Here is a 20,985-nt window from a genome sequence, read left to right as displayed (position 1 = left end):
GCGCCCAAAAAAGGGCGGGCTGCTTTTGGGGCAAAGAAGGATCAAGGGGGTTTGTTCTCCTCCGGTGGGGGGTTGGTGGTGGGCCAAAAAGGGGAGGTCCCCGGGGAATAACTCCCCCCCCCACTTCCCGTCTTTCGAGGCTATGCGTTCATGTGCCGGGGGTTGGCCACCCGCAGGCGGGCCACAACGGCGATCGAGATCGCCCGGCGTACGCCGTCGTCGAGGTAGTCGAGCGTCCCCTCGCGAATCCGTGCGGCAAGCTCGGCCTCGGACGTGCATCCGAGCGCACCGAGGGCGCCGTCGAGCAGGGCGTCGGCGCCGTTCCCGGCGTCGAGTTCGCGCCCCGCGGTGCGCAGGAGGTTGACGCAGATCCGCAGGAGATACCGCTCCCGCTCGTGCGTTCCGTCGAGTGCCGGTCCGAGGTCGTCGGTCAAAGTGCCGGCCACGAGGTCGAGGATCTCCGGGACACTGGGCCTGTCGTGCACGGTGCGCCCGGGTGGCGCCGGCGGGGGAGCGGGTGCGGCGGCGTCGAGCAGTCCGAGAACGTCGAGCAGGTCGTATTCGGATTCGCAGACCCGGCGTCCGATGGCCGCCAGCTCGAGGGACCGCTCGGCCCCGCCGAGGTGACGTTCGGCCTGAAACCTGCTCAGCACCAACCATCTCACGGTTCCGAAGGTTTCCCACCAATGCAGTTCGGGCAACGACGGCCTCGTCCCGGTGGCCTTCTCGTAGCCGTCCAGGAGCTGGTCGCGGGTGCCGATCCCCGCGACCGGCGCGTTCGCGCCGAACCGCCACGCCCGCACGCACAGCCAGCCGAGGTCCTCGACGGGATCACCGAGGTGGGCGAGTTCCCAATCGAGCACCCCGCGGATTCCCGTTCCGTCGACGAGAAGGTTCCCGATCCGGAAGTCGCCGTGTACCAGAGCCCTCGGTCGCGACGGCGGACGGTGGTCACGCAGCCACCGCAGACCCACCTCGACCGCGGGCCGGGGTTCGCCGAGGTCACGATAGGTGGCCTTGAGCGCGTCCACCGGGTCGGTGGCGTCGAGCACGGCGAGAGAGTCCAGGGGAGTGCGGTGGATCAGGCCGAGGACGAAACCCATGTCCTCGGCGAGACGGTTGCGCACCTCGTCGAAGGCGAGGTCCCGCTGCAGTTTCCGGGGGAGCGATTCGCCCTCCACCTTGTTCATGATCAGGTACGGGGCGTCGATGCCGGGCGCGGTGTCCCCGGAAGCGAGGACGGTGGGCACCGGCACTCCCGCGGCGGCAGTGGCCCGCAGGCACGCCACCTCCGCGCGCATCCGGGCGGCGTCGCCGTGCCCGGGCGGGTCGCGGCGCAGCACGATGGGCAGGGGTTTCCCGTCCGGGCCGTCGGCGTCGACGGCCCACACCTGCCGGCTGGCGCCGCCGGTCAGCTGCCGGGGTTCCCCGACCGTGGCGTCCATGCCGTAGGCGGCGGTCAGGACGGCGCGGATGCCGTCCGCGAGGGCTGCGGGAGCGTCGGTCATCGCCATGGGGCAGCCTCGGGATCGCGCAGCAACCGGCGGGCGGTCGACATGCGGTGCACTTCGTCGGGACCGTCGTAGATGCGGGCGTACCGCGCCTGCCGGTACATCCGCTCGAGTGGGGTATCGGCGGTCAGGCCGAGCGCCCCGTGAATCTGGATGGCCCGATCCACGACGTCGTGGAGCATGCGGGCGCCCCAGAATTTCACCAGCCCGATGCGTACGCGGGCGTCCTCCCCGGCGTCCATCGCGCGGGCGGCATCGAGAGTCATGAGCCGGGCGGCATGGATCTGGGCGGCGGATTCGGCGATGTAGCGGTGCACCTCGCCCTTCTCCGCGAGCAGCGAGCCGTGGGCGTAGCGGGTGTTCGCGCGGGCACACATCAACTCGTATGCGCGCTGAGCCTGTCCGAGCCACCGCATGCAATGGAATATCCGGCCGGGGCCGAGCCGGTCCTGGGCCACCACGAAGCCCCTGCCGCGTTCGCCGAGGAGATTGGCGGCGGGGACGCGCACATCGGTGATCCGGACCTCGTAATGATCGCTCGGGTCGTGCCCCATCGTCGGGATCGACCGGACGATCTCGAATCCGGGGGTGTCGGTCGGCACGATGATCGCGCTGATGCGCTCGTGCCTCGGGGCGGTGTCGGGTTCGGTCCGGGCGAAGACCGAGCAGTAGCCGGCGTCCTTGACTCCGGTGGTGAACCATTTGTGTCCGTTGATGATCCAGGTGTCGCCGTCGAGTTCGGCGCGTGTCTCGATGAGGGTGGGATCGGAACCCGCCGCCTCCGGCTCGGTCAATCCGACGGACGGCAGGAACTCCCCGGCGACCAGCGGGGGAATCCACCGCTGCCGCTGCTCGGGAGTGCCGTGTTTGTGCAGCATCAGGGTGTCCTGCATGGACACCGAGCCGACGGCCAACTGGCCGAACTCCGAGCGTCCGATGATCTCGTTGAGATGGACGAAGTCGAGGAACGGGACACCGCCGCCGCCGAGTTCGGCAGGATGGCCGAGCGCCCACAAGCCGAGTTCCTTGGCTCTCGCACGCAATTCGGCGATGGCCACGTGAGCGGGGCCGTCCTCGTTCACCAGGACGGGTTCGGCGGGGATGACGGCGTCGTCGATGAACGAGCGCATCCGCGCGCACAGTTCGGCGAGCGGGACGGCGGAACGGGTTCCGGACATGTCAGCGCTCCCGTCGCCGGCCGGCCTGCGCGCGCAGGGGCAGGGTGGCGGCGGAGTCGACGTACTCGTCGATGCGGGTGATCCGGCCGTCGTCGACGCGGACGAACAGGCACGCAGGCACCTCCAGCGGTCCGTGGCCGGGTAGCGTGGCGCGCAGGACGTGCTGCTGGGCAAAGCCGTCCGGCAACTCGTGGCGGCGGATGTCCTCGTAGCGCAGGTCCTCGAGTGTGCGCGAGAGCCAGCGCAGCACCCTCAGGTTCTCGGTGACCGTTTGTTCGCGTCCGTCGTCGTTGTGCCAGATCCGCGCGTCCGGTGCGTACAGCTCGGTCAGTGTCGTGTCGTCGCCGTCACCGACGGCGGCGAAGAAGCGATCAGCCAGCTCGTTCATGGGAAAATTCGTCTCTTCCGTGTGGTGCTGCCTGCGGAGCGGCGGAGTGCTCCGTCGCGGTGTCGGCAGCGAAGTGGTCAATTGCAGGCGGTGCCGGTGGGAACCGGTCGGCGCCCGGCCGAGAGCAGTCTGCTTGTGAGTGAATTGCCGAGCAGGCGCTCGGCCAGTCGAGCGGCGTCGAGTTCGATGTCGATGTCGATTCCGGTGGTGATGCCGCCGCCTTCGAACATGTAGACCAGTTCCTCGGTGGCGACGTTGCCGCTCGCACCCGGCGCGAAGGGGCACCCACCGAGCCCGCCGACGGAGGCGTCGAACTGTCGGATGCCCGAGGTGTATGCGGCCCACGCGTTCGCCAGGCCTTGGCCGCGGGTGTCGTGCAGGTGCAGGCCGAGGTCGACGCCCGGGATGGCGGCGCGCACCCGGGTGAGCACGTCGGTGGTGCGCAGCGGCGTCGCGGTCCCGATTGTGTCGGCGACCGACACCGCATCCGCACCCGAAAGGACTGCACGCCGCGCGATGTCGGCCACGCGGTCCGGTGGGGTGGGCCCGTCGAACGGGCAGTCGAAGGCGATGGCGACGATCACTTCGAGTGTGCCGCCCGTCTGGTGAATCAGTTCGGCGACGGGGGTGATCAGCGCGATCGACTCCTCGCTGCTGCGGCCGACGTTGGCCCGGCTGTGCCCGTCGGACGCGGAGACGACGTACTCGAGGCGGGTCAGACCCGCTGCGAGTGCTCGCTTGACGCCGCCGAGTCCGGCAACCAGCGCCGAGAACGTGACGTGTGGCCAGCGGCCGAGTTGGGCGGCGACGGCCTCGGCGTCGGCCAGCGCCGGGACGGCCCGCGGGGAGACGAAGGACGTGACCTCGATGCGCCGGACACCGGTCGCGGCGAGCGCGTCGATCAGCTCCAGCTTGGCGGCGGTGGGAATGGGCTTCTCGATCTGCAGTCCGTCGCGGGGCCCGACCTCCCGGATGTCGACCTCCGGTGGAGTCGCGGTCACGAGATCGTGCCCTGATCGCGCAACGCGGCGAGGCGTTCGGCGTCGTAGCCGAGGATTTCGGTGAGCACCTCGTCGGTGTGGGTGCCCGGGCGGCTGGGCCCGCCCCAGCGGACCCCGCCCGCGGTCTCACTGAGTTTCGGGATCACCCCGACTCCCTTGACCGGCTCCGGATCGAAACCGGTGTCGCCGGGCCCGAGGGAGGGGTCGACGTGGTCGACGAAGATCTCGCGGGCGTTGAACTGCGGATCGGCCATCACCTCGGCGACCGTGTTGACCGGGCCCGTGACCACCTCGAACTTGGTCAGCAGTTCGATCAGCTCCGCGGCGGGGAAGCCTGCCGCCCACTCGGCGATCAGGGTGTCGAGCTCGTCCTGGTGATCCCCGCGCGCGGTGTGGGTGGCGTAGCGCGGATCGGTGGCGAGGTCGGGGCGGCCCATCGCAGCGGACAGACGCGCGAACAGCGTGTCCTGGTTGGCCGCGATGATCACCCACAGTCCGTCCTGCGTGCGATACAGATTGGACGGTGCGACGCGGTCGAGGCGGGTGCCGGAGGGTTGCCGGACGTGACCGGTCTTGTGGTAGTCGGGAACGGTGGACTCCTGGATGGCGAGTGCGGCCTCGGTGAGCGCGGCATCGACGATCTGTCCCCGTCCGGTGCGTTCGCGCGCGATGAGCGCGGCGAGGACACCCTGGAAGGCGAACATCCCGGCGAGGCTGTCGCCGAGCGAGAGCGCGATCCGCGGGGGCGCCTGGCCGGGAAATCCGTTGAGGTGCCGCAAGCCGCTGATGCCCTCGGCCACCGACGCGTATCCGGGACGCGCGGCGTACGGACCGGTCTGGCCGTAACCGGAGACCCGGGCCAGGACCAGCCGCGGGGAAATTTCCCGGAGGACGTCGTAGCCGACGCCCCAGCGCTCGAGGGTGCCGGGCCGGAAGCTCTCGACGACGACATCGGCGGTGGCGACGAGGTCGAGGAAGATCCGCCGGCCGTCCTCGGTGCGCAGGTCGAGGTTCACGCACCGTTTGTTGCGGGCGTGCACCGACCAGAAGTATTGGTGCCCGCCCTCGGCCTGGCCCCAGTCCCGCAGGGGGTCGGGACGATCGGGGGCTTCGATCTTGATGACGTCGGCGCCCATGTCACCGAGGAGGCGTCCGCAGTACGGGCCTGCGATGAGGGTGCCCAGTTCGAGTACCCGCAGGCCGTCGAGCGCTCCCTGCGGTGTGTCGGTGGTAGCGGACGCGAACGGTGAGTGCGTTGTCATTGTGCGTGCCTTCGGGGAGATCGGAACAACGGCCGGGTCGACGAGATCGATCGGTCGGCCGTTGCTCAGTCGATGGTGAGGGGTGTGCAGGAAGCGCACCGTCGGGATCGTGACCCGGCACCGTTCTCGGCGGGGGAGCGCGCGGCGCTCAGTTCCGGTCGAGACCGAGTGCGCCGAGGCACATCTGGTCGAGGGTGTCGAGCAGGGCCGCCTCGTCGGCGTCGTCACCCTGGATCAACCACAGGTACAAAGTGTGGTCGACCATGGCGGCCATCGCGCGGGCGGCCAGCACCGGGTCGAGGGTGGCGGTGACCAGTCCGTCCTGCTGCCAGCGTGCGATCGCGCGAGAGGTCCGGTCGATCAACTGACGGCGGTGCTCGTGACGGAGTTCGCGGAATTCGTCGTTGAACGTCGCGACCTGTTCGACGATCGCCATCAGCGGGGCGTTCCGGCGGTAGGACTGGTAGTACGAGCGGTTCGACGCGACCAGTTTCTCCGCCGGAGACAGGTCGCCGTCGGTCGGCTCCCGGCGGTGCATGTCCTCGAACAATCGGGTGCTCAGCTCCCGGAACACTTCTTCCTTCGACTCGAAGTAGCGGTAGAAGGTGCCGTAGGAGACGTTCGCCTCCTGGGCGATGTGTTCGACCCGGGTGTCGGGGAATCCGACCGTCTCGAACACCTTCCGGGCGGCGTCGAGCAGTGCGTCGCGTGTCTTGCGGCCACGCGCGGTCAGGGTGTCGACCGTGGCCGGCGTGGACGGGGTATTGACAGATGACTTGCTCACGGACAAACTCTCCCAATAGATGACATGACTGTCAAGTCATTTTTGTTCCCTTCTCGCGACGACTTCACCACATCGGAAGGACCGCCATGAGCAATCCGAACTCCAAGTACGAACTTCGGGGTATCAACCACCTTGCGCTGGTGTGCTCGGACATGCAACGCACCATCGATTTCTACTCGGGCGTCCTGGGCATGCCCCTGATCAAGACCATCGAGTTGCCGGGGGATCTGGGCCAGCACTTCTTCTTCGACTGCGGCAACGGCAACACCATCGCGTTCTTCTGGCTGGCCGATTCCCCCGAGGCCGCGCCCGGTCTCGCCGCCCCCAAGGGGCTCCCCGACGAGGGTGAACTCGCGAGTGCGGTCGGGTCGATGAATCACGTCGCGTTCGCGGTGCCCCCGGAACAGTTCGACGAGTACTACACCCGCATGCAGGCCGAGGGGATCAAGGTCAGTCGGGTCCTCAACCACGACGACAGCTCCGCCGGCGTGTCCCGGCACGTGCACCCGGGCACCTTCGTGCGCTCGTTCTACTTCCAGGACCCGGACGGCGTACTGCTCGAATTCGCCTGCTGGACGCGAACCTTCACCGAAGCCGACGTCTCACACGAACCGAAGACCGCCGCCGACCGGCGCGTACCCACCGCATCCTGACCGCCACCGCCCGAAAGGAAGAGCCGTGCCCCGTCTCCGTGAGGTACCCCGCGCCGAAGTCACCGACGAGAAGATCCTCTTCTTCTACGACCGACTGTTCGGACCCGACAAGGATCCCGCCGTCGATCACGGCACCATCCACGCCACCCCCGGCGACTGGTGGACCGTGTTCGCCCAGTCACCGGACGTGTTCCGGCACGCCGTCCGCGGATTCTCGCTCTACCGCAACGTCACCCTGGACCCCCTGTTGCGTGAACTGGGGCAGGCCAGGGCCGGGTACGCACGCGGAAGCCAGTTCGTCTTCTCCCAGCACTGCAAGCAGATGCGATCCCTCGGGGCGCCGGAGGACAAGATCGCGGCCCTTCCGCACTGGCAGGTCAGCGACTGCTTCTCCGCACTCGAGCGGGCGGTCCTGGCCTACACCGACGGCCTCGTCTACGACGGCGGCCGGGTGCCGGACGAGGTGTTCGCGGTCCTGAAAGCCCACCTGACGGATCCCGAAATTCTGCAGCTGACGTACATCACCACCCTCTACGACATGCACGCCACGATGTGCCGGGCCCTCCGCCTCGAATTCGACGACCGGCCGGAGTTGATCGCCGAGGTCGAGATTCCCGCCGGCGTCGAGGTCCGTGACCTTTCGGCCGACCTGTCCGGAGAATGACACCGCGCGCCGGAGCGCGGTCGCCCGGTCGCGTGCGGAGCCGAACGACGTCATGGCCGTGTCGATCCGCCCGGGAAGCCTGGTGGTGACCTCCTGCAGCAGCCATGAATTGACGTCGGGGTCGCTGAACGACGCCAGCGAGGAGTAGCTGCGGCGGTCGGGGTCCGGCCCGTCTGCAGGCCCGTCCGCGCCGCGGTGGAATACGCTCACCGCGACGCCGGCAGCGACCAGCTGGTCACGGGTGACCTCGATGTCGGAAACGATGAGATATCCCTTGGCCGAACCGGGTGCGGCCGCGGTGAGGTCTGTGCCGAAATGAATCGAGGCGTCGGAGCCGGGCGGAGTGAACTCGACGACACCGGAGTCGGGCGGTGTGACGTCCTGTCGCCAGCTGAGTCTGGTGTAGAACTCGGTGGCGTGGTCGACGTCCGAGACGGGGAGGACGACGACCTCCAGCTTCATGTCGACGGTCGGGACATTCGTGGTGCTGGTTGCCTTGTCGGTGTGAAATTCGTTGGTGCTCAGGGGTTTACTCTCGCGATGTGTCGGGGATCGATCGAACAGGTCGTGCGAATCGCTGCGTCTGGCGTCGTGCGGTCGTCAGAAGACGAACTGCTGGCCGCCGTCGATGTCGTACGTCGCGCCGGTGAGCGCCGTGTTGCTCATGATGTGCACGGCGAGGGCTGCGACGTCGGTAGGGCCGACGACCCGGCCGATCGGAAGCTTCGTCCGCAACTTGTTCCGCCGTTCGTCGAGCCGATCGCCGAGCAGCGATGCCGACAGCGGGGTGTCGACGAAGCCCGCGGCGATGAGGTTGACGCGAACCGGCGCGAGCTCGAGAGCGAGGGCCGCCGTGAACGGGGGCAGTGCGGCAGTGGCGGCGGAGGCGATCCCCAGGCCGTGACCGATGCGCCGGCCGCCGGTGCCGCCCATGAACAGCAGCGTGCCCCCGGGCCGCATCTTGTTCGCCGCATTGCGTGCGACCTCGAGCCCCAGCATTATGTGCGCGGTAAGCTGCCGGCGCACCTCGTCCGCGTCCATCTCGAGCAGGGGAGCGTAACGCGGGCCGCCTGCCGTCACCAGCACATGGTCGATCCGTGTCGGCAGGTCCTCGAAGAACCTCCGCAATGCGATCGGGTCGTTGGCGTCGAACGCTGCGGTGCGCTGCGTGCCGACGTCTGCCGCTGCAGCCTCGAGCCGGTCGGGTTGCGCCCGGCGAGGATGACGTCGGCACCCTCCATCCGGGCGCGTCGCGCTGTCTCGAGCCCGATGCCTGCGCTGCCGCCGATGAGGACGACGGTCTGTCCGGCCAGCTCCGGTTCGCGTTGGATGGAGGCGGGTGTGGTTTCGCTGGTCACGATTTCTCCGATCGGTAGCGTCGGCCACCGATCACCGGGATTCGCACGCGTGGCGCTCTCACGCCGATCGATCATGTCGGCGCGGTCGGGGAGAGCACCTCGCAGTCCGGCACCGCGCGACCTCGAGTCGCGGGTCGGTATCCGCCTATGGAAATGCTTCTACAGTCGTCGTGGCGGGGCAAGGGTTGGCCGCCGTCAGAGCACAGTGGGCCGCCCGACACGTCCACCCCTAACGCCTTCGACGTGAGCAGGCGGGCCCATTTCACCGAGTGCGTGGGCTGTCACGGCGGAGGCTGACGGAAAACAGGTACCTTCCGCGTATATCGACCGTGACCGTGGTTGGCACTCAAAACTGGTCTGGACCGCCCCGATCCGAGTGCCGAATGTCTAGGGGCGACTGGGAGCTGGATTCGCCGGGCGAGTATCCGATCGGCGACGTTTCCAGGCCGATCCGCAGACGGTGCAACGGCGCCGTATCCAACACCCGGTACATCTCGAAGAGCTCTGGTGTGCAGAGAGATTGGCTTGAAGCATCAATCTGACCGAAGAGATGGTGACTATCGACCGTCGTGGGCTACCGGCCCACAGCGGAGAAGTTCACGACTGTTCGGCTACGTATGTCCGAGGTCCTGGGCGGGCCCCGCGAGGGTGTCCCGCCGCCGGCGTCAGGATTGACGAATCATCAGCTATCGGATTGCTGCCGAAACTCTCTCCGCTGCCTTGATCACAGCGTCGCGGCTGCGTTCGATGACATCGGCACGGTGAGTGATCAGGTTGATGCACGTGGGGGGTCCGGGCTGCGGTCGACGTATCGGCACAGCGAGCCCGTAGGTGTCCGGTTCGATCTCGCCGAACGATGTGGCCCAGCCCGCCGTGCGGGCTTCGGTGATCTCTTGTCGTTCGTCGGGTCGAGGAGGAAGCGTCGCAGACAGGACCACCCCGGCAGCGCCGCGATCGAGCGGTGTGCGGCTTCCCTCCAGAAAGGACAAGTGATAAGAGACGGCAGTCGGCACTATCACGGCGATCGCGACTGCTTCGTCTCCCTCGGCTACGAGAAGTGAGACCGTCGCGCCCAATTCGTCCGCAAGGCCTCGCAAGATGGGCAGACTGATGCTGCGTACATGACGATCGAACGAGTTGCCGAGCGCGACCAGGCCGGCGCCGGACCGATACTGTCCATCCTCGCCTCGCGACACAAGGCCAAATTGGTTGAGTGTCATGAGGAGTCGATAAGCAACGGTCCGATGGACCTGCAGCTCGTCCGCTATCTGCTGGACGCTGAGCCCATCCGAGGCGGCGACTGTCTGCAGGGCCGTGAGACCACGGGCAAGAGTTTGCGTCCCGGGCGGCCGGGCGCTGTCGTTGGGGGAGTCCTCGGTCACGTCGCCAACGGTACAGCGCCTCTCCCGCGACCGGCAGATGCATACCGGCCATGGAGGCGGCGCACCTCGTCTCGAACCCGAGCCGTATCCGAATGGCCCTTGACACAAGGGTGGCCACTCATGAGGATAGTCACATGTCGCACGTAGTAGTGCGTTATTTACACAACAGGATGTGAGGACCGAGGACATGCACGAGAGCATCTGGAGCGACCTTCAGGGTGTGCCGTTCGAGCAGGGGTATCTAGTTGCGGACGGCGTGCGGACCCGGTATCTGCACGCGGGGGATTGGAGCAAACCGGCATTGGTTCTCCTCCATGGCTCAGGAGGACACGCCGAGGCGTATGTCCGGAACATGGAGGCACACGCCAAGCACTTCTCGACGTGGGCGATTGACATGCTCGGGCACGGATACACCGACAAGCCCGGTCATCCCATCGAGATCAAACACTACGTCCAGCATCTGATGTCGGTCCTCGACGCGATCGGAGCCCCCCGCGCTCACCTGAGCGGAGAATCGCTCGGCGGGTGGGTCGTCGCACGCGCCGCGATCGACCACCCAGAGCGCGTCGAGCGCTTGGTCCTCAACACTGCAGGAGGATCGCAGGCAGACCCTGTGGTCATGAACCGCATCCGTACCTTGTCGATGGATGCAGCGACCGACCCGAGCTGGGACAAGGTGGCCGCACGGATCGTGTGGCTGATGGCGGACAAGTCCAAGACCTACGACGACATCGTCGCGAGCCGACTGAAGGTCTATCAGCAGGCGAACTACCCGGCAGCGATGAGTGACAGCCTCGCCCTTCAGGACCCCGTCATCCGGGAGCGAAATCTGCTCTCCGCCGGGGACTACGGCCGAATCACGGCACCGACCATGGTGCTGTGGACCAGCGACGATCCGACCGCCGATGTTACCGAGGGCCGGCGCATCGCGTCCATGATTCCTGGCGCGCAGTTCGTGGTGATGGATGGATGCGGTCATTGGCCGCAGTACGAGGACGCGAGTGCATTCGACCGGCTGCACGTCGACTTCCTGCGTGGGGTCCGGCCGTGACCGTGAAAGTGGTACGACCGCTGCGCACACGTGATCGTGATTCGGTCGACGTCCTGATCGTCGGCGCCGGACCCGTCGGTCTGACGATGGCAAACATTCTCGGTGGCCACGGTGTTCGTACCCGGGTGATCGACAGTCGCTCAGAACTGATCGACTACCCGCGCGGCGTCGGCCTGGACGACGAGTCCCTGCGTGGCTTCCAGGGCATCGGCCTCGCCGAGGGCATCCTGCCCCACACGGTGCCGAACCAGATCATGCGGTTCGTCAACGGCAAGGGCGGGGTGATCGCCGAGATCGCACCGACCGGCGAGCCGTTCGGATGGCCACGCCGCAACGGATTCGTACAGCCGTTGGTGGACGCCGAACTGCTGAAGGGTCTGGAACGCTACGAGAAGGTCGACGTCCAGTGGTCACGTCGACTGGAGTCATTCAGCGAGACCTCCGGCGGCATCGCCGCAACAGTCGAGGACGAAGGCGGCGGCACGTCGGTGGTCGACGCCAGGTACCTCATCGGGTGTGATGGCGGTCGCAGTGCAACACGACACTTGATGGGTGCCTCGTTCGACGGAACTACCTCTTCGACGAGATGGTTGGTGATCGACATACGCAACGACCCGCTCGGTGCACCCAACATTTACGTTGGGGCGGACCCGAAGAGGCCGTACGTGTCGGTGTCTATCGCCCATGGGATCCGCCGCTTCGAGTTCATGGTCCTGCCCGGTGAATCGGACGAGCGCGCCGAAGACCCGGAATTCGTCCAGGCGATGCTTGCGCCCTTCGTGCCCAACACTTCAGATCTGGACATCATCCGCCAGCGCGTTTATACCCACCACTCGCGCATCGCGGGCGCCTTTCGGAAGGGACGAGTCTTCCTCGCCGGCGACGCGGCACACCTGATGCCCGTGTGGCAGGGCCAGGGCTACAACAGCGGGATCCGTGATGCGGTGAATCTGGGGTGGAAGCTCGCCGCGGTGATCAACGGCGTTGCTGAGGACACATTGCTGGACACATACGACGTCGAGCGTCGGGGGCATGCCAGCGCCATGATCGACCTGTCGACCAGGGTCGGAAAGATCATCTCGCCAACCAACAGGACAGTCGCCCTCGCCCGGGATCTGGTGTTCGGCGCATTGTCCAACGTTCCGGCGCTCAAGCGCTACATCATGGAGATGCGATTCAAGCCGATGCCGCGATACGAACGCGGCGCGGTGGTCCATGCGCCTGGCACCGACGCGCGGACCTCACCGGTGGGGCGATTGTTCATTCAACCCAAAGTCGATACACGGCTGCGCGAAGACGTTCGGCTCGACGACGTGTTGGGGCCGTGGTTCGCCATCGCGAGCTGGAACAACGATCCTGTGGCCCTGCTCGGACCCGAGCAATTCGAGGTCTGGAAACGGCTGGGCGCCCAATTCATCTCCTTCCGACCCAACACACAGCTGAATTGGCCGGACCAGGATCACCCGGACGTCGAGATCGTCGGTGACCGCTCCGGTGCACTCAAGGCATGGTTCGACGAACACGAGGAGTCAACGCTCTTCCTGCGGCCGGACCGGTGCGTGGCGGGTGCCTGCATCGCGCAGAACACCGCTAGCCTTTCTCGTTCTTTGACCACAGCGCTTTCACTTACCACCGGAGTCCGCCATGCCCCTAGCGCTCTGCTGCCTGTCGCACAGCCCACTGCTTGACATCTCGACACCCAAGCCCGACCTACTCGCCGAGGTCAACCTCGCCCTGTCACAAGCGCGAAACTTCGCGGCCGCATTCGACCCGGACGTAGTGGTGCTCTTCGCGCCGGACCACTACAACGGTTTCTTCTACAAATTGATGCCGCAATTCTGCATCGGGTACGAGGCGTCTGGAATCGGCGACTACGGCACCGAGGCGGGCGAATTCGATGTGCCACGAGAGCTCGCAGAGGGATGCGCTCAAAGCGCACTCGACGCCGGGATCGACCTGGCCGTGTCGCTGAAGATGGAAGTCGATCATGGCGCGGTACAACCGTTGGAGAAGGTTCTCGGTGGTCTTCGCGCGAAGCCCGTGGTGCCAATCTTCGTGAACTCGGTCGCGGCGCCGCTCGGACCCATCGCCCGGGCTCGTCGACTGGGAGAGGCGATAGGCGAGTACCTTGCACGCCGGCCGGAGAGGATTCTTTTGATCGGATCCGGTGGCCTGTCGCATGACGCGCCAGTCCCTACGCTTGCAAGCGCCCCCGCCGAGGTCGCCGAACGCCTGATCACAGGCAACGCGATGACGAGCACACAGCGCCAGGAGCGAACCGACCGGGTGATCGCCGCTGCGAACGACTTCGCGGCCGGCACGGACAATCTCCGGCCCCTGAACCCCGTGTGGGATCGTGCTCTGCTCGACCTGCTCGCCACCGGGAATTTGGAGGTCGTCGACTCTTGGAGCAACAAATGGATCGAGGAACAGGCAGGGGGCTCGGCGCATGAGGTACGCACGTGGGTGGCCGCGTTCGCCGCGCTCGCTGCTGCCGGCGGGTATGAGGTGACATCACAGTACTACCGCGCCATCCCCGAGTTCATCGCCGGCTTCGCGGTCACGACTGCGCGGCCGACGGGGGTGTCGATGAAGCCCGTCGGAGAGTGGGACACCACGCAGGCCGGGGAGGTGAACTAGTGATGCTCGGTACCGTGAGCAAGGCTGGAAAGGTCCTCGGCCTGTTCACATCAGGGCTGCCCGAATGGGGAGTAAGTGAGGTGGCCAGCGAGTTGCACATTCCCAAGTCCAGCGCTCACGCTCTACTGAGCACACTCAACCAGATAGGCCTCGTGCGCCGAATCCCCGACGGGCGGTACCGACTGGGATGGCGGATCTTGGAGTTGAACCGAACACTGCTGGAGAGCACCGACTTCTTGGGTGCGGCCCGCAGCCGCACCCAACAGATCGCCGATCAACTCAACGCCACCATCCATATCGCCGCGCTCCGCGAACACGATGTGATCTACCTCGACAAGGTCACCGGTTGCCGGCGGCCCGAATTCACCGCGTCGGCGGTCGGGTTGGCCGCCCCGGCGCACTGCACCGCGCTGGGAAAGGTGCTGCTGGCAAACCTCGACGAGGGCCAGGCAGACGCCCTCGTCGAACGGCACGGGCTGACTCGATGCACGTCGAGGACCATCACCTCGAAGCCGCAACTGCGCGCCGAGCTCGGTGCGGTGCGGCTGCGAGGGTGTAGCTACGACTTGGAGGAGTCCGCCTCGAAGATATGTTGCGTGGCCGCACCGATCAGAGACACTCAGGGCGTCGTGCAGGCCGCGATAAGCATCAGCGCCCCAGCATCCCAGTTTCGACAGCACCCGGTTGTGTTACGCCGCAGTGTACAGAGGGCAGCAATGGGGATATCGCGAAGTTTGTTCACGTCGGAACATGCTGTCGCGGGTGCAGTATGAGGCCCACCGACACCATCCGTTCGGTGGGTGAGCCGAATCGTCACCCTGTCCAACCGACGCCGGCACCGATCATGCACCGATGCTGCACAGCGAAACCCGTCGCACTGATTGGCGACGTCACCTTCCGATCTTTCGTCTAGGAGTGTTCTGTGAAAACGTCTCAAAGGAATTTCGACACAACCGTCGACATTCTCGTAATCGGCTCCGGTGGTGGTGGTATGACCGCCGCCTTGACAGCCAAGGCGGCAGGTCTCGAGACGCTGCTGGTCGAGAAGGCATCAGTCTTCGGTGGAACGACCGCATTGTCCGGGGGCGGGATCTGGGCGCCGGGTGCAGACGCCTTGCTTCGTGACGGATACACCGGCAGACCTGAGGACGTTCTCGAGTATCTCGAGACGATCACCGCCGGATTGGTCACCAAGGAGCGTTTGCAGGCGTATGTCGATCAAACTCCCAAGATGATCGACTTCCTCGAACAGCTGAGCGATCAGATAGAATTTGTCTGGAAGCCAGGATATCCCGACTATTATCCGGACCTTCCCGGCGGAAGCGCCCTCGGCTGTACCGTTAACGTGCCGCCGATCGATCTGCGCCAATTGGGCGACGATGAGGCTGCGCTGATCAAGCCGCTGGCCTTGGCTCCTCGTGGGATCTGGCTCGGGCCGAAAGAGCTTCATGACTTCTATCGGATTCGCCAGTCTTGGCGAGGTAAAGCGGTCCTGTTGCGGCTCGCCTGGCGAATGCTCCGCGCTCGCGTCACCGGAGAGCGGATGGTTGCCATAGGGCAGTCGTTGGTGGCCCGGTTGTTTCTGGCCATGCGCGAACAGGGCATCGACATCTGGCTCAATTCGCCGATGGTTGCTCTCGTGCAAGACGAGACCGGGACAGTGGTCGGGGCCGAGATCGAAAAGGACGGACACACCGTCGCAGTACGCGCACGCGGTGGCGTGGTCCTCGCTACGGGAGGGTTCGACCACGACTTGCCGATGCGTATGCAGTACGAACCAGTCATCGACGACGACTGGAGCCTGGGTAACCCCGCATCGACCGGCGACGGTATCAAGGCGGGGGAGAAAATCGGCGCGGCCGTCGATCTCATGGATGAGGCCTGGTGGTTTCCGGCAATTGCCTGGCCCGATGGGCGGCTGCAGTTCATGCTGAACGAACGAATGATCCCCGGACAGTTCGTGGTCAACGGGGCCGGGAAACGTTTCGTCAATGAGGCCGCGCCGTACACCGATTTTGGACATGCGGTCATAGCCGGTCAGCGAACCGGCGCAACCCATATTCCATCCTGGCTGATTATCGACACGAGATCCTGGCGCCGCTACGTGTTCGCCGGCCACCTGCCGTTGCCGAAAATTCCAGGAGCGCCGGTGCCCACCGGACGTAAGGTCCCACAGGCCTGGCTGAACTCCGGTGTCGTCAAATCCGGCAACACTTGGACCGAACTCGCACAGGAGATCGGCGTGCCGGCCGAGGAATTGCAGCGGACTGCGGACCGCTTCAACATGATGGCGCGTAACGCGATCGACGAAGACTTCCATCGAGGGGAAAGCGCCTACGACAATTACTACGGAGATTCCACACTCCCCAATCCCAATCTCGCCGTCGTCGACAAGTCACCGTTCTATGCATTTCGTATCGTTCCGGGTGACCTCGGCACCAATGGCGGACTGGTCACCGACGAGCATGCTCGGGTCCTTGGCCGGGACGGCGATGCCCTGCGGGGCCTCTACGCCACGGGAAACACTGCGGCCAGCGTGATGGGTCGCAGCTATGCGGGTGCGGGCGCAACGATCGGCCCGGCGATGACATTCGGCTTCATTGCGGCCAAGCACATCGGGGAGACTGTTGCGGCGTTCGACGACGATCTTGCGAATCGAGGGCACACAGCCGCCGAGGCTCCCACGCAATGACCGCGCCATTCCGACCGGGCTCCGCGCGGCCCTGTCGCCCGCGCCGTCGCGGCCACGGGCTCGCTGCTCGTGCACATACAAACTGGGTCACCACGGTCCGTCGTACCATTCGAAATACGTGACCGCCGCTACTGGATCGATGTGAACGTAACTAGTTTCACTGAGGGGCCACGCACTTCGAAGTCGAGCGAACAGATCTCGACTTCGCCGTCGATGTCTTCACAGCTCGAGATCTTCGACGCGATGTGGTCGTCAACATGATCGCCCAAGTCCCGCACCAACTCGTACCCACACCCATGAAAGGACGACGAAAGTGATGATCAGAGGCAACAGCCGCGCCGTCGGCGGCGGACTCACACGCCCCCACTCACCAAGCGAGGTCCCCCAGTGAAGACATTGGTCATCGGCGCGACCGGCTACGTCGGATCACGCATCGCGCAAGAGTTCAGGTCGCACGGACATGAGACCTATGGCCTGGCACGTAGCCAGAAGAGTAAGGAGGTACTCTCCGCCGCCGGTGTTATCCCGGTCGAAGGGGATCTGGCTGAACTCGAGAAACTCGCAGCAACTGTCGACGACTTCGACGTACTGGTCTTCGCTGCAACGGTCCCATTCGAGGATGAAAAGGACGTCATCCAAGAACTGCTCACCGCATTCACCCGGCCGGGTCGATCTCTGGTATTCATTTCGGGGTCCGGAGTGGTCTCTACTGCAGCCCGCGATGGAGCCTGGAACGACTACACAGCGGCGGAAGACGACCCCTTCCCGTTCCCGGCCCTGCGAAATCGAAAGATTCGGATCACAACGGAACGTTTGCTGACCGACGCTGCATCCGAAGGACTGCGGACTTTCATCATCCGTCCTCCACTCATCTGGGGCCGGGCCGGCAGTATCCAGATTCCACAGTTCTTCGAGTCTGCCCGCAAGACCGGGACGGTCTGCTATCTCGGTCAGGGGCTGAACCTGTACTCCCACGTACACGTCGACGATGTCGCCACAGTCTCGTACCTGGCGTTCGAGAAGGGGACCCCCGGTGCCGTCTACCACTTGGTGGCCGGAGAAGTGAACTTCCGAGCAATCGCCGAGGCGGTCGGCGAGGTTACCGGCTGCCCCACCCGTAGTCTCGACTATGGTCAAGCAGTCGAACTCTGGGGCGCACCTTGGGTGGACCTCGGACTCGCGGTGAACAGCCGCATCCGGTCGCCCCGCACACGCACCGAACTTGGGTGGACGCCGGCGCACGTCGACGTCATCGAGGACATCCGGCATGGCTCCTACAAGGATGCATACGACACCGCGAAAGCACGCGGCGAGGTACAGGGCTACTCCTGGGCCGCACACGGGTAGCCCGATCCTCTACCTCTTTGTGCGCTCTACGCACATTGGGTTCCGCGAATCCAGAAAAGAGCGCTACATCGTTCCGAACAGCGCGACCGGGCACCGCACGGTGCCCGGTCGCGCTGTTCGGGTATCTCTAAACAACGCACCCAAGGCCGGATCGGGCGAGTTCGCCGCCGTATCACCCGCAGTCGCGCGGCTACATCCACGTACCCGACACGCGACTGGTTCGGGACTCCGTTCACTGCCGGAATGGACCTGAGACGGTTCCGGGAGCGTCGAGGTCTGTTCGCGAAAAGCCGAAGGTTCGCCACAGTGAGAGCCGACTGATTGCCGACGCACGGATTACCGACGATTTCGCATACCGGTGGAGATCAGACCGACGGTTGCTGTTTGAGCCGCGCGAGCGGTCATCGGACGGCGGCGGGACGCCATGTGAACGCAATCACGCCGGCAAGCAGTGCGGGTTGAGAGGTCCGGGCTCCCGCACTGGTCTTGAGACGGCGGGGTGGATGCCGCCGGTGACCAGGGATCCCGGCGAGTCCGCACACGCCAGTGGCCGACCGGACTGTGCGTCCAGGTCGGCCACTTCGGGTGGAAATCATAGGCACGCGATCGCTAATGGATGCGCAAAGGATCTCGACGAGTCTGCTTCCGAATCCACCTACGGCGCGAGTTCTCGATAGGCTGCGACGCCGTCGAATCGCGGAAAGAACGTTTGATGCAAGCGATGCTTTCTCGATTTACGCCGACGGGCGGTCTGTACGTGACTCGTGAGCGACGGTGAAGAGGCGATGTGCGACACGGTCGAAGAGTTCCTCCTCATCCGCTGCAAACAGAGCGGCGACCTCGGGTTCGCTAATTCTCCCCAAAGCCTCCTCGAGCGCTGACTGATCATCGAACCAAATTTCAGTCACGACGTCGAAATCAGGTTCGTAGTTGCTACCGTCGATCGGGTTGCCGAGAGGCTGGATATATCGTCGCTGGTAATGGCGGGCGGTAGGAAGGTGCTTGTCAGCGAAAGGCGCATGTCCGTTCTCGTATCTCTCGATGAACTCGTCGAGCGTCAAATCGGCCCGCCGTTTCATCAGAGCAACCATCTTGATCATGAATTCTTCTCCTCCAGTTTCACTTACGACACATGATTAGCGGGCCGTGAGGCCGCCGTCGACAACGATCGCCTGACCCGTTATGAAGGACGCCTCGTCCGAGGCTAGAAATGCAACTACAGAGCCGATTTCCGAAGGCTGCCCCCAGCGCCCCATCGGCACCCGAAGTGTCTGGTTGATGAGATAGTCGCTCTCCGCTGTGGTCGATCGATTTCGTTCTGTCATCTGCGTTTCGACATAGCCAGGACAGACAGCGTTGACGCGAATGCCGTGTTTGGCATATTTCAATGCGGCGTCCTTCGTAGCTCCGACAACTCCGTGCTTGGCGGGACCATATCCGGCGGGGCCGATCGATCCGGTGACGCCGGCAATTGACGCGATGTTTATCACGCTCCCACCGCCGTGCCGCCGCAGTACGTCCAAACCCGCGTTCATTCCGCGCCAGACGCCGAGCAGAAACATGTCGATATTGCGTTCGAAGTCGTCTGGCTGTCCGTCGGTCGTGACGCCTGCCGAGTTGACGACAACGTCCAAGCGTCCGAAATGGGTCTCAGCTGCCAGGATGCTGGCGGCGATGGAATCGGCATCCAAGACGCTGGCCTGAACGAAGTCGGCCTCTGCGCCGCTGTCGGTGATGTCGCCTACCAGCTCTCTGCCGCGAGACTCGTCGAGGTCGGCAATCATCACCCGCGCCCCGCTGCGAGACAGCGCAAGCGCGACGGCGCGCCCAATTCCGTTTGCGCCACCCGCGACCCAGCAGACCTGGTCGACAAGGCTTGAATACATGTTTGCTCCAGTTCAATCGTCAGCCCACAGGGCCGATCACTCCGGACCGGCCACGGGCACTATAGAGATGAGCAGGTCAGATGGTTTCGTAGGTCAGTCCGAATCCATTGCTGCCGGCCCTCAGGCGCCCCCATTTCAGTCCCGGAAAATGTGCCGCCGCGAAAGGGAGTTTGTTGTCGTAAATGTACTTTCGGAATCGCTCGACTGCTTCGGAGGCCTTCGCGTGATCATGGTTCATTACGAAATCCCAACCTTCGATCAATTCGCCCTGTGTGTGGACTAGATCCCCGATCAAGAGACCCTTCTCGCCCCGGGAACTCAGCTCGATCACAGTCGTGCCTGGTGTGTGTCCGCTCGCTTCGAGAGCTACGACACCGGGCAGGAGCTCAGCGTCTCCCTCGAAGAGCTCGATACGGTCGAGGACCGGCGCGAATCGCACCGACACAAGGTCTCGCTCAGTGTGGGTCACCGCGACCTCCCAGTCCTCGAGTTCGTAGTCGGCGCGAGAGTAGTGCTCCCAGTCTCGTCGATCAATACGAATGGTGGCGTTGGGAAAGAACGGTTTCCCGTTGATCGAGGTCCATCCGATGTGATCAATGTGAAGGTGGGAATAGATTACGTCCGTGATGTCGAGGGGACTGACGTCGAGGGCCCACAATGCCGAACGGAGACCTCCACCCGTAAACGGTGGGAGTGTCGGGCCGGGTCCCATCCCCGCGTCGTGGAGGACGACTTTGTCGTCGTAACGTATCAGATACGAACCGACAGTGTTGATCTGGTGACCCGTGCACTGGTCGAGGTACTCTGCGTACGGTGCCCAGTCCTCATCAGTGGGGGCGTCGTCACCGATATACAACCCATCTTTTGCCAAAACGGCCTCGCCGTCGATGAGGCTGTCGATCCGCATGTCGCCAATCTGCATGGCTACTCCTGGTGTTGGGTTAGTGTTCGATCCGGGTCCGCGAAGTCCTACGGCTCGCCGCGAGGGTGGGTTTGAGATGTCTGAGCGCGCGTAGGAACAGTCGACTCGGAGGAGCGGTGCGACGTAGCTGAAACATCGCACTGCACCTGGTGGTGGGGCGGGGGAGCGAAGGTCTTCCGCTTCGGCTTCCCCCCCACGGGCCTTTTCCTCCCCCCCCTTTCGACAAAGGAGTCCCATTCCCTGGGTCACGAATTTCACTGGTTTTG

At 64.9% G+C, this 20,985-nt stretch carries 19 protein-coding genes; 8 read left to right on the top strand and 11 right to left on the bottom strand.

The annotated features are described in order from the left end of the window. Positions 1–140: 140 nt before the first annotated feature. The 6 genes from ACFU5V_RS24795 to ACFU5V_RS24770 all read right to left on the bottom strand — a co-directional run bounded on the left by ACFU5V_RS24795 (position 141) and on the right by ACFU5V_RS24770 (position 6,124). Complete coding sequence (locus tag ACFU5V_RS24795; protein ID WP_378702757.1) at positions 141–1,514, bottom strand: phosphotransferase family protein; 1,374 nt, start codon at positions 1,512–1,514, stop codon at positions 141–143. After that, positions 1,505–2,689 carry an acyl-CoA dehydrogenase family protein gene (locus ACFU5V_RS24790; protein WP_378702756.1) on the bottom strand — a complete coding sequence of 395 codons (1,185 nt, stop codon included), beginning with the start codon at positions 2,687–2,689 and terminating at the stop codon, positions 1,505–1,507. Before ACFU5V_RS24790 ends, ACFU5V_RS24795 begins: the two co-directional genes overlap by 10 nt. Before the next feature lies 1 nt (position 2,690). Beyond that, entirely contained in the window at positions 2,691–3,077 is a 387-nt protein-coding gene (locus tag ACFU5V_RS24785) for a nuclear transport factor 2 family protein (protein ID WP_378702755.1), read from the bottom strand. Between the two features lie 77 nt (positions 3,078–3,154). Next, positions 3,155–4,078, bottom strand: a complete 924-nt coding sequence (locus ACFU5V_RS24780; protein WP_378702754.1) for a hydroxymethylglutaryl-CoA lyase — start codon at positions 4,076–4,078, stop codon at positions 3,155–3,157. Then, positions 4,075–5,340, bottom strand: a complete 1,266-nt coding sequence (locus ACFU5V_RS24775; protein WP_378702753.1) for a CaiB/BaiF CoA transferase family protein — start codon at positions 5,338–5,340, stop codon at positions 4,075–4,077. Before ACFU5V_RS24775 ends, ACFU5V_RS24780 begins: the two co-directional genes overlap by 4 nt. Positions 5,341–5,488: 148 nt before the next feature. Continuing rightward, on the bottom strand, positions 5,489–6,124 hold the full coding sequence (locus ACFU5V_RS24770; RefSeq protein ID WP_095863802.1) for a TetR/AcrR family transcriptional regulator: 636 nt from the start codon (positions 6,122–6,124) through the stop codon (positions 5,489–5,491). Between the two features lie 86 nt (positions 6,125–6,210). Here ACFU5V_RS24770 and ACFU5V_RS24765 point away from each other — a divergent pair, with 86 nt between their 5' ends. Beyond that, complete coding sequence (locus ACFU5V_RS24765; protein WP_206011107.1) at positions 6,211–6,777, top strand: VOC family protein; 567 nt, start codon at positions 6,211–6,213, stop codon at positions 6,775–6,777. A gap of 25 nt (positions 6,778–6,802) precedes the next feature. Continuing rightward, on the top strand, positions 6,803–7,441 hold the full coding sequence (locus ACFU5V_RS24760) for a carboxymuconolactone decarboxylase family protein (protein WP_378434212.1): 639 nt from the start codon (positions 6,803–6,805) through the stop codon (positions 7,439–7,441). 600 nt (positions 7,442–8,041) lie between these two features. Here ACFU5V_RS24760 and ACFU5V_RS24755 read toward each other — a convergent pair. After that, a complete protein-coding gene (locus ACFU5V_RS24755) occupies positions 8,042–8,827 on the bottom strand; it encodes an SDR family oxidoreductase (protein WP_378702752.1) in 786 nt (261 codons plus the stop codon). 658 nt (positions 8,828–9,485) lie between these two features. Continuing rightward, positions 9,486–10,181 (bottom strand): IclR family transcriptional regulator, encoded by a 696-nt coding sequence (locus ACFU5V_RS24750; protein WP_378702751.1) that lies wholly within the window; start codon positions 10,179–10,181, stop codon positions 9,486–9,488. Between the two features lie 187 nt (positions 10,182–10,368). On the opposite strand from ACFU5V_RS24750, the gene ACFU5V_RS24745 reads away from it, so the two are divergent. The 6 genes from ACFU5V_RS24745 (at position 10,369) to ACFU5V_RS24720 (ending at position 17,911) form a co-directional block, all read left to right on the top strand. Further along, the gene (locus ACFU5V_RS24745) at positions 10,369–11,232 is read left to right on the top strand and encodes an alpha/beta fold hydrolase (RefSeq protein WP_378702750.1); all 864 of its coding nucleotides are present in this window, start codon (positions 10,369–10,371) and stop codon (positions 11,230–11,232) included. Continuing rightward, positions 11,229–12,920 (top strand): bifunctional 3-(3-hydroxy-phenyl)propionate/3-hydroxycinnamic acid hydroxylase, encoded by a 1,692-nt coding sequence (locus ACFU5V_RS24740; protein ID WP_378702749.1) that lies wholly within the window; start codon positions 11,229–11,231, stop codon positions 12,918–12,920. The genes ACFU5V_RS24745 and ACFU5V_RS24740 overlap by 4 nt, the downstream gene beginning before the upstream one ends. After that, complete coding sequence (locus ACFU5V_RS24735) at positions 12,898–13,872, top strand: 3-carboxyethylcatechol 2,3-dioxygenase (protein WP_378702892.1); 975 nt, start codon at positions 12,898–12,900, stop codon at positions 13,870–13,872. The genes ACFU5V_RS24740 and ACFU5V_RS24735 overlap by 23 nt, the downstream gene beginning before the upstream one ends. Before the next feature lie 14 nt (positions 13,873–13,886). Beyond that, positions 13,887–14,645, top strand: a complete 759-nt coding sequence (locus ACFU5V_RS24730; protein ID WP_378702748.1) for an IclR family transcriptional regulator — start codon at positions 13,887–13,889, stop codon at positions 14,643–14,645. 149 nt (positions 14,646–14,794) lie between these two features. Then, positions 14,795–16,564, top strand: coding sequence for an FAD-binding protein (locus tag ACFU5V_RS24725; protein WP_378702747.1), 1,770 nt, complete (start codon positions 14,795–14,797; stop codon positions 16,562–16,564). 387 nt (positions 16,565–16,951) lie between these two features. Then, positions 16,952–17,911: an NAD-dependent epimerase/dehydratase family protein gene (locus ACFU5V_RS24720; protein WP_378702746.1), complete on the top strand. Its 960-nt coding sequence runs from the start codon at positions 16,952–16,954 to the stop codon at positions 17,909–17,911. A gap of 734 nt (positions 17,912–18,645) precedes the next feature. Here the strand turns inward: ACFU5V_RS24720 and ACFU5V_RS24715 are convergent. The 3 genes from ACFU5V_RS24715 to ACFU5V_RS24705 form a co-directional block, all read right to left on the bottom strand. Beyond that, positions 18,646–19,011 (bottom strand): EthD domain-containing protein, encoded by a 366-nt coding sequence (locus ACFU5V_RS24715; protein WP_378702745.1) that lies wholly within the window; start codon positions 19,009–19,011, stop codon positions 18,646–18,648. A gap of 36 nt (positions 19,012–19,047) precedes the next feature. Next, positions 19,048–19,797, bottom strand: coding sequence for an SDR family NAD(P)-dependent oxidoreductase (locus tag ACFU5V_RS24710; protein ID WP_378702744.1), 750 nt, complete (start codon positions 19,795–19,797; stop codon positions 19,048–19,050). 76 nt (positions 19,798–19,873) lie between these two features. Next, positions 19,874–20,719: an MBL fold metallo-hydrolase gene (locus ACFU5V_RS24705; RefSeq protein ID WP_378702743.1), complete on the bottom strand. Its 846-nt coding sequence runs from the start codon at positions 20,717–20,719 to the stop codon at positions 19,874–19,876. Positions 20,720–20,985 lie beyond the last annotated feature (266 nt).

It is taken from the genome of Rhodococcus sp. NPDC057529 (assembly GCF_042802055.1).
Taxonomy (GTDB): domain Bacteria; phylum Actinomycetota; class Actinomycetes; order Mycobacteriales; family Mycobacteriaceae; genus Rhodococcus_F.
The sequence above is the reverse complement of the archived record's forward strand: the minus strand, read 5'-3'. Positions and strand labels throughout refer to the sequence as shown.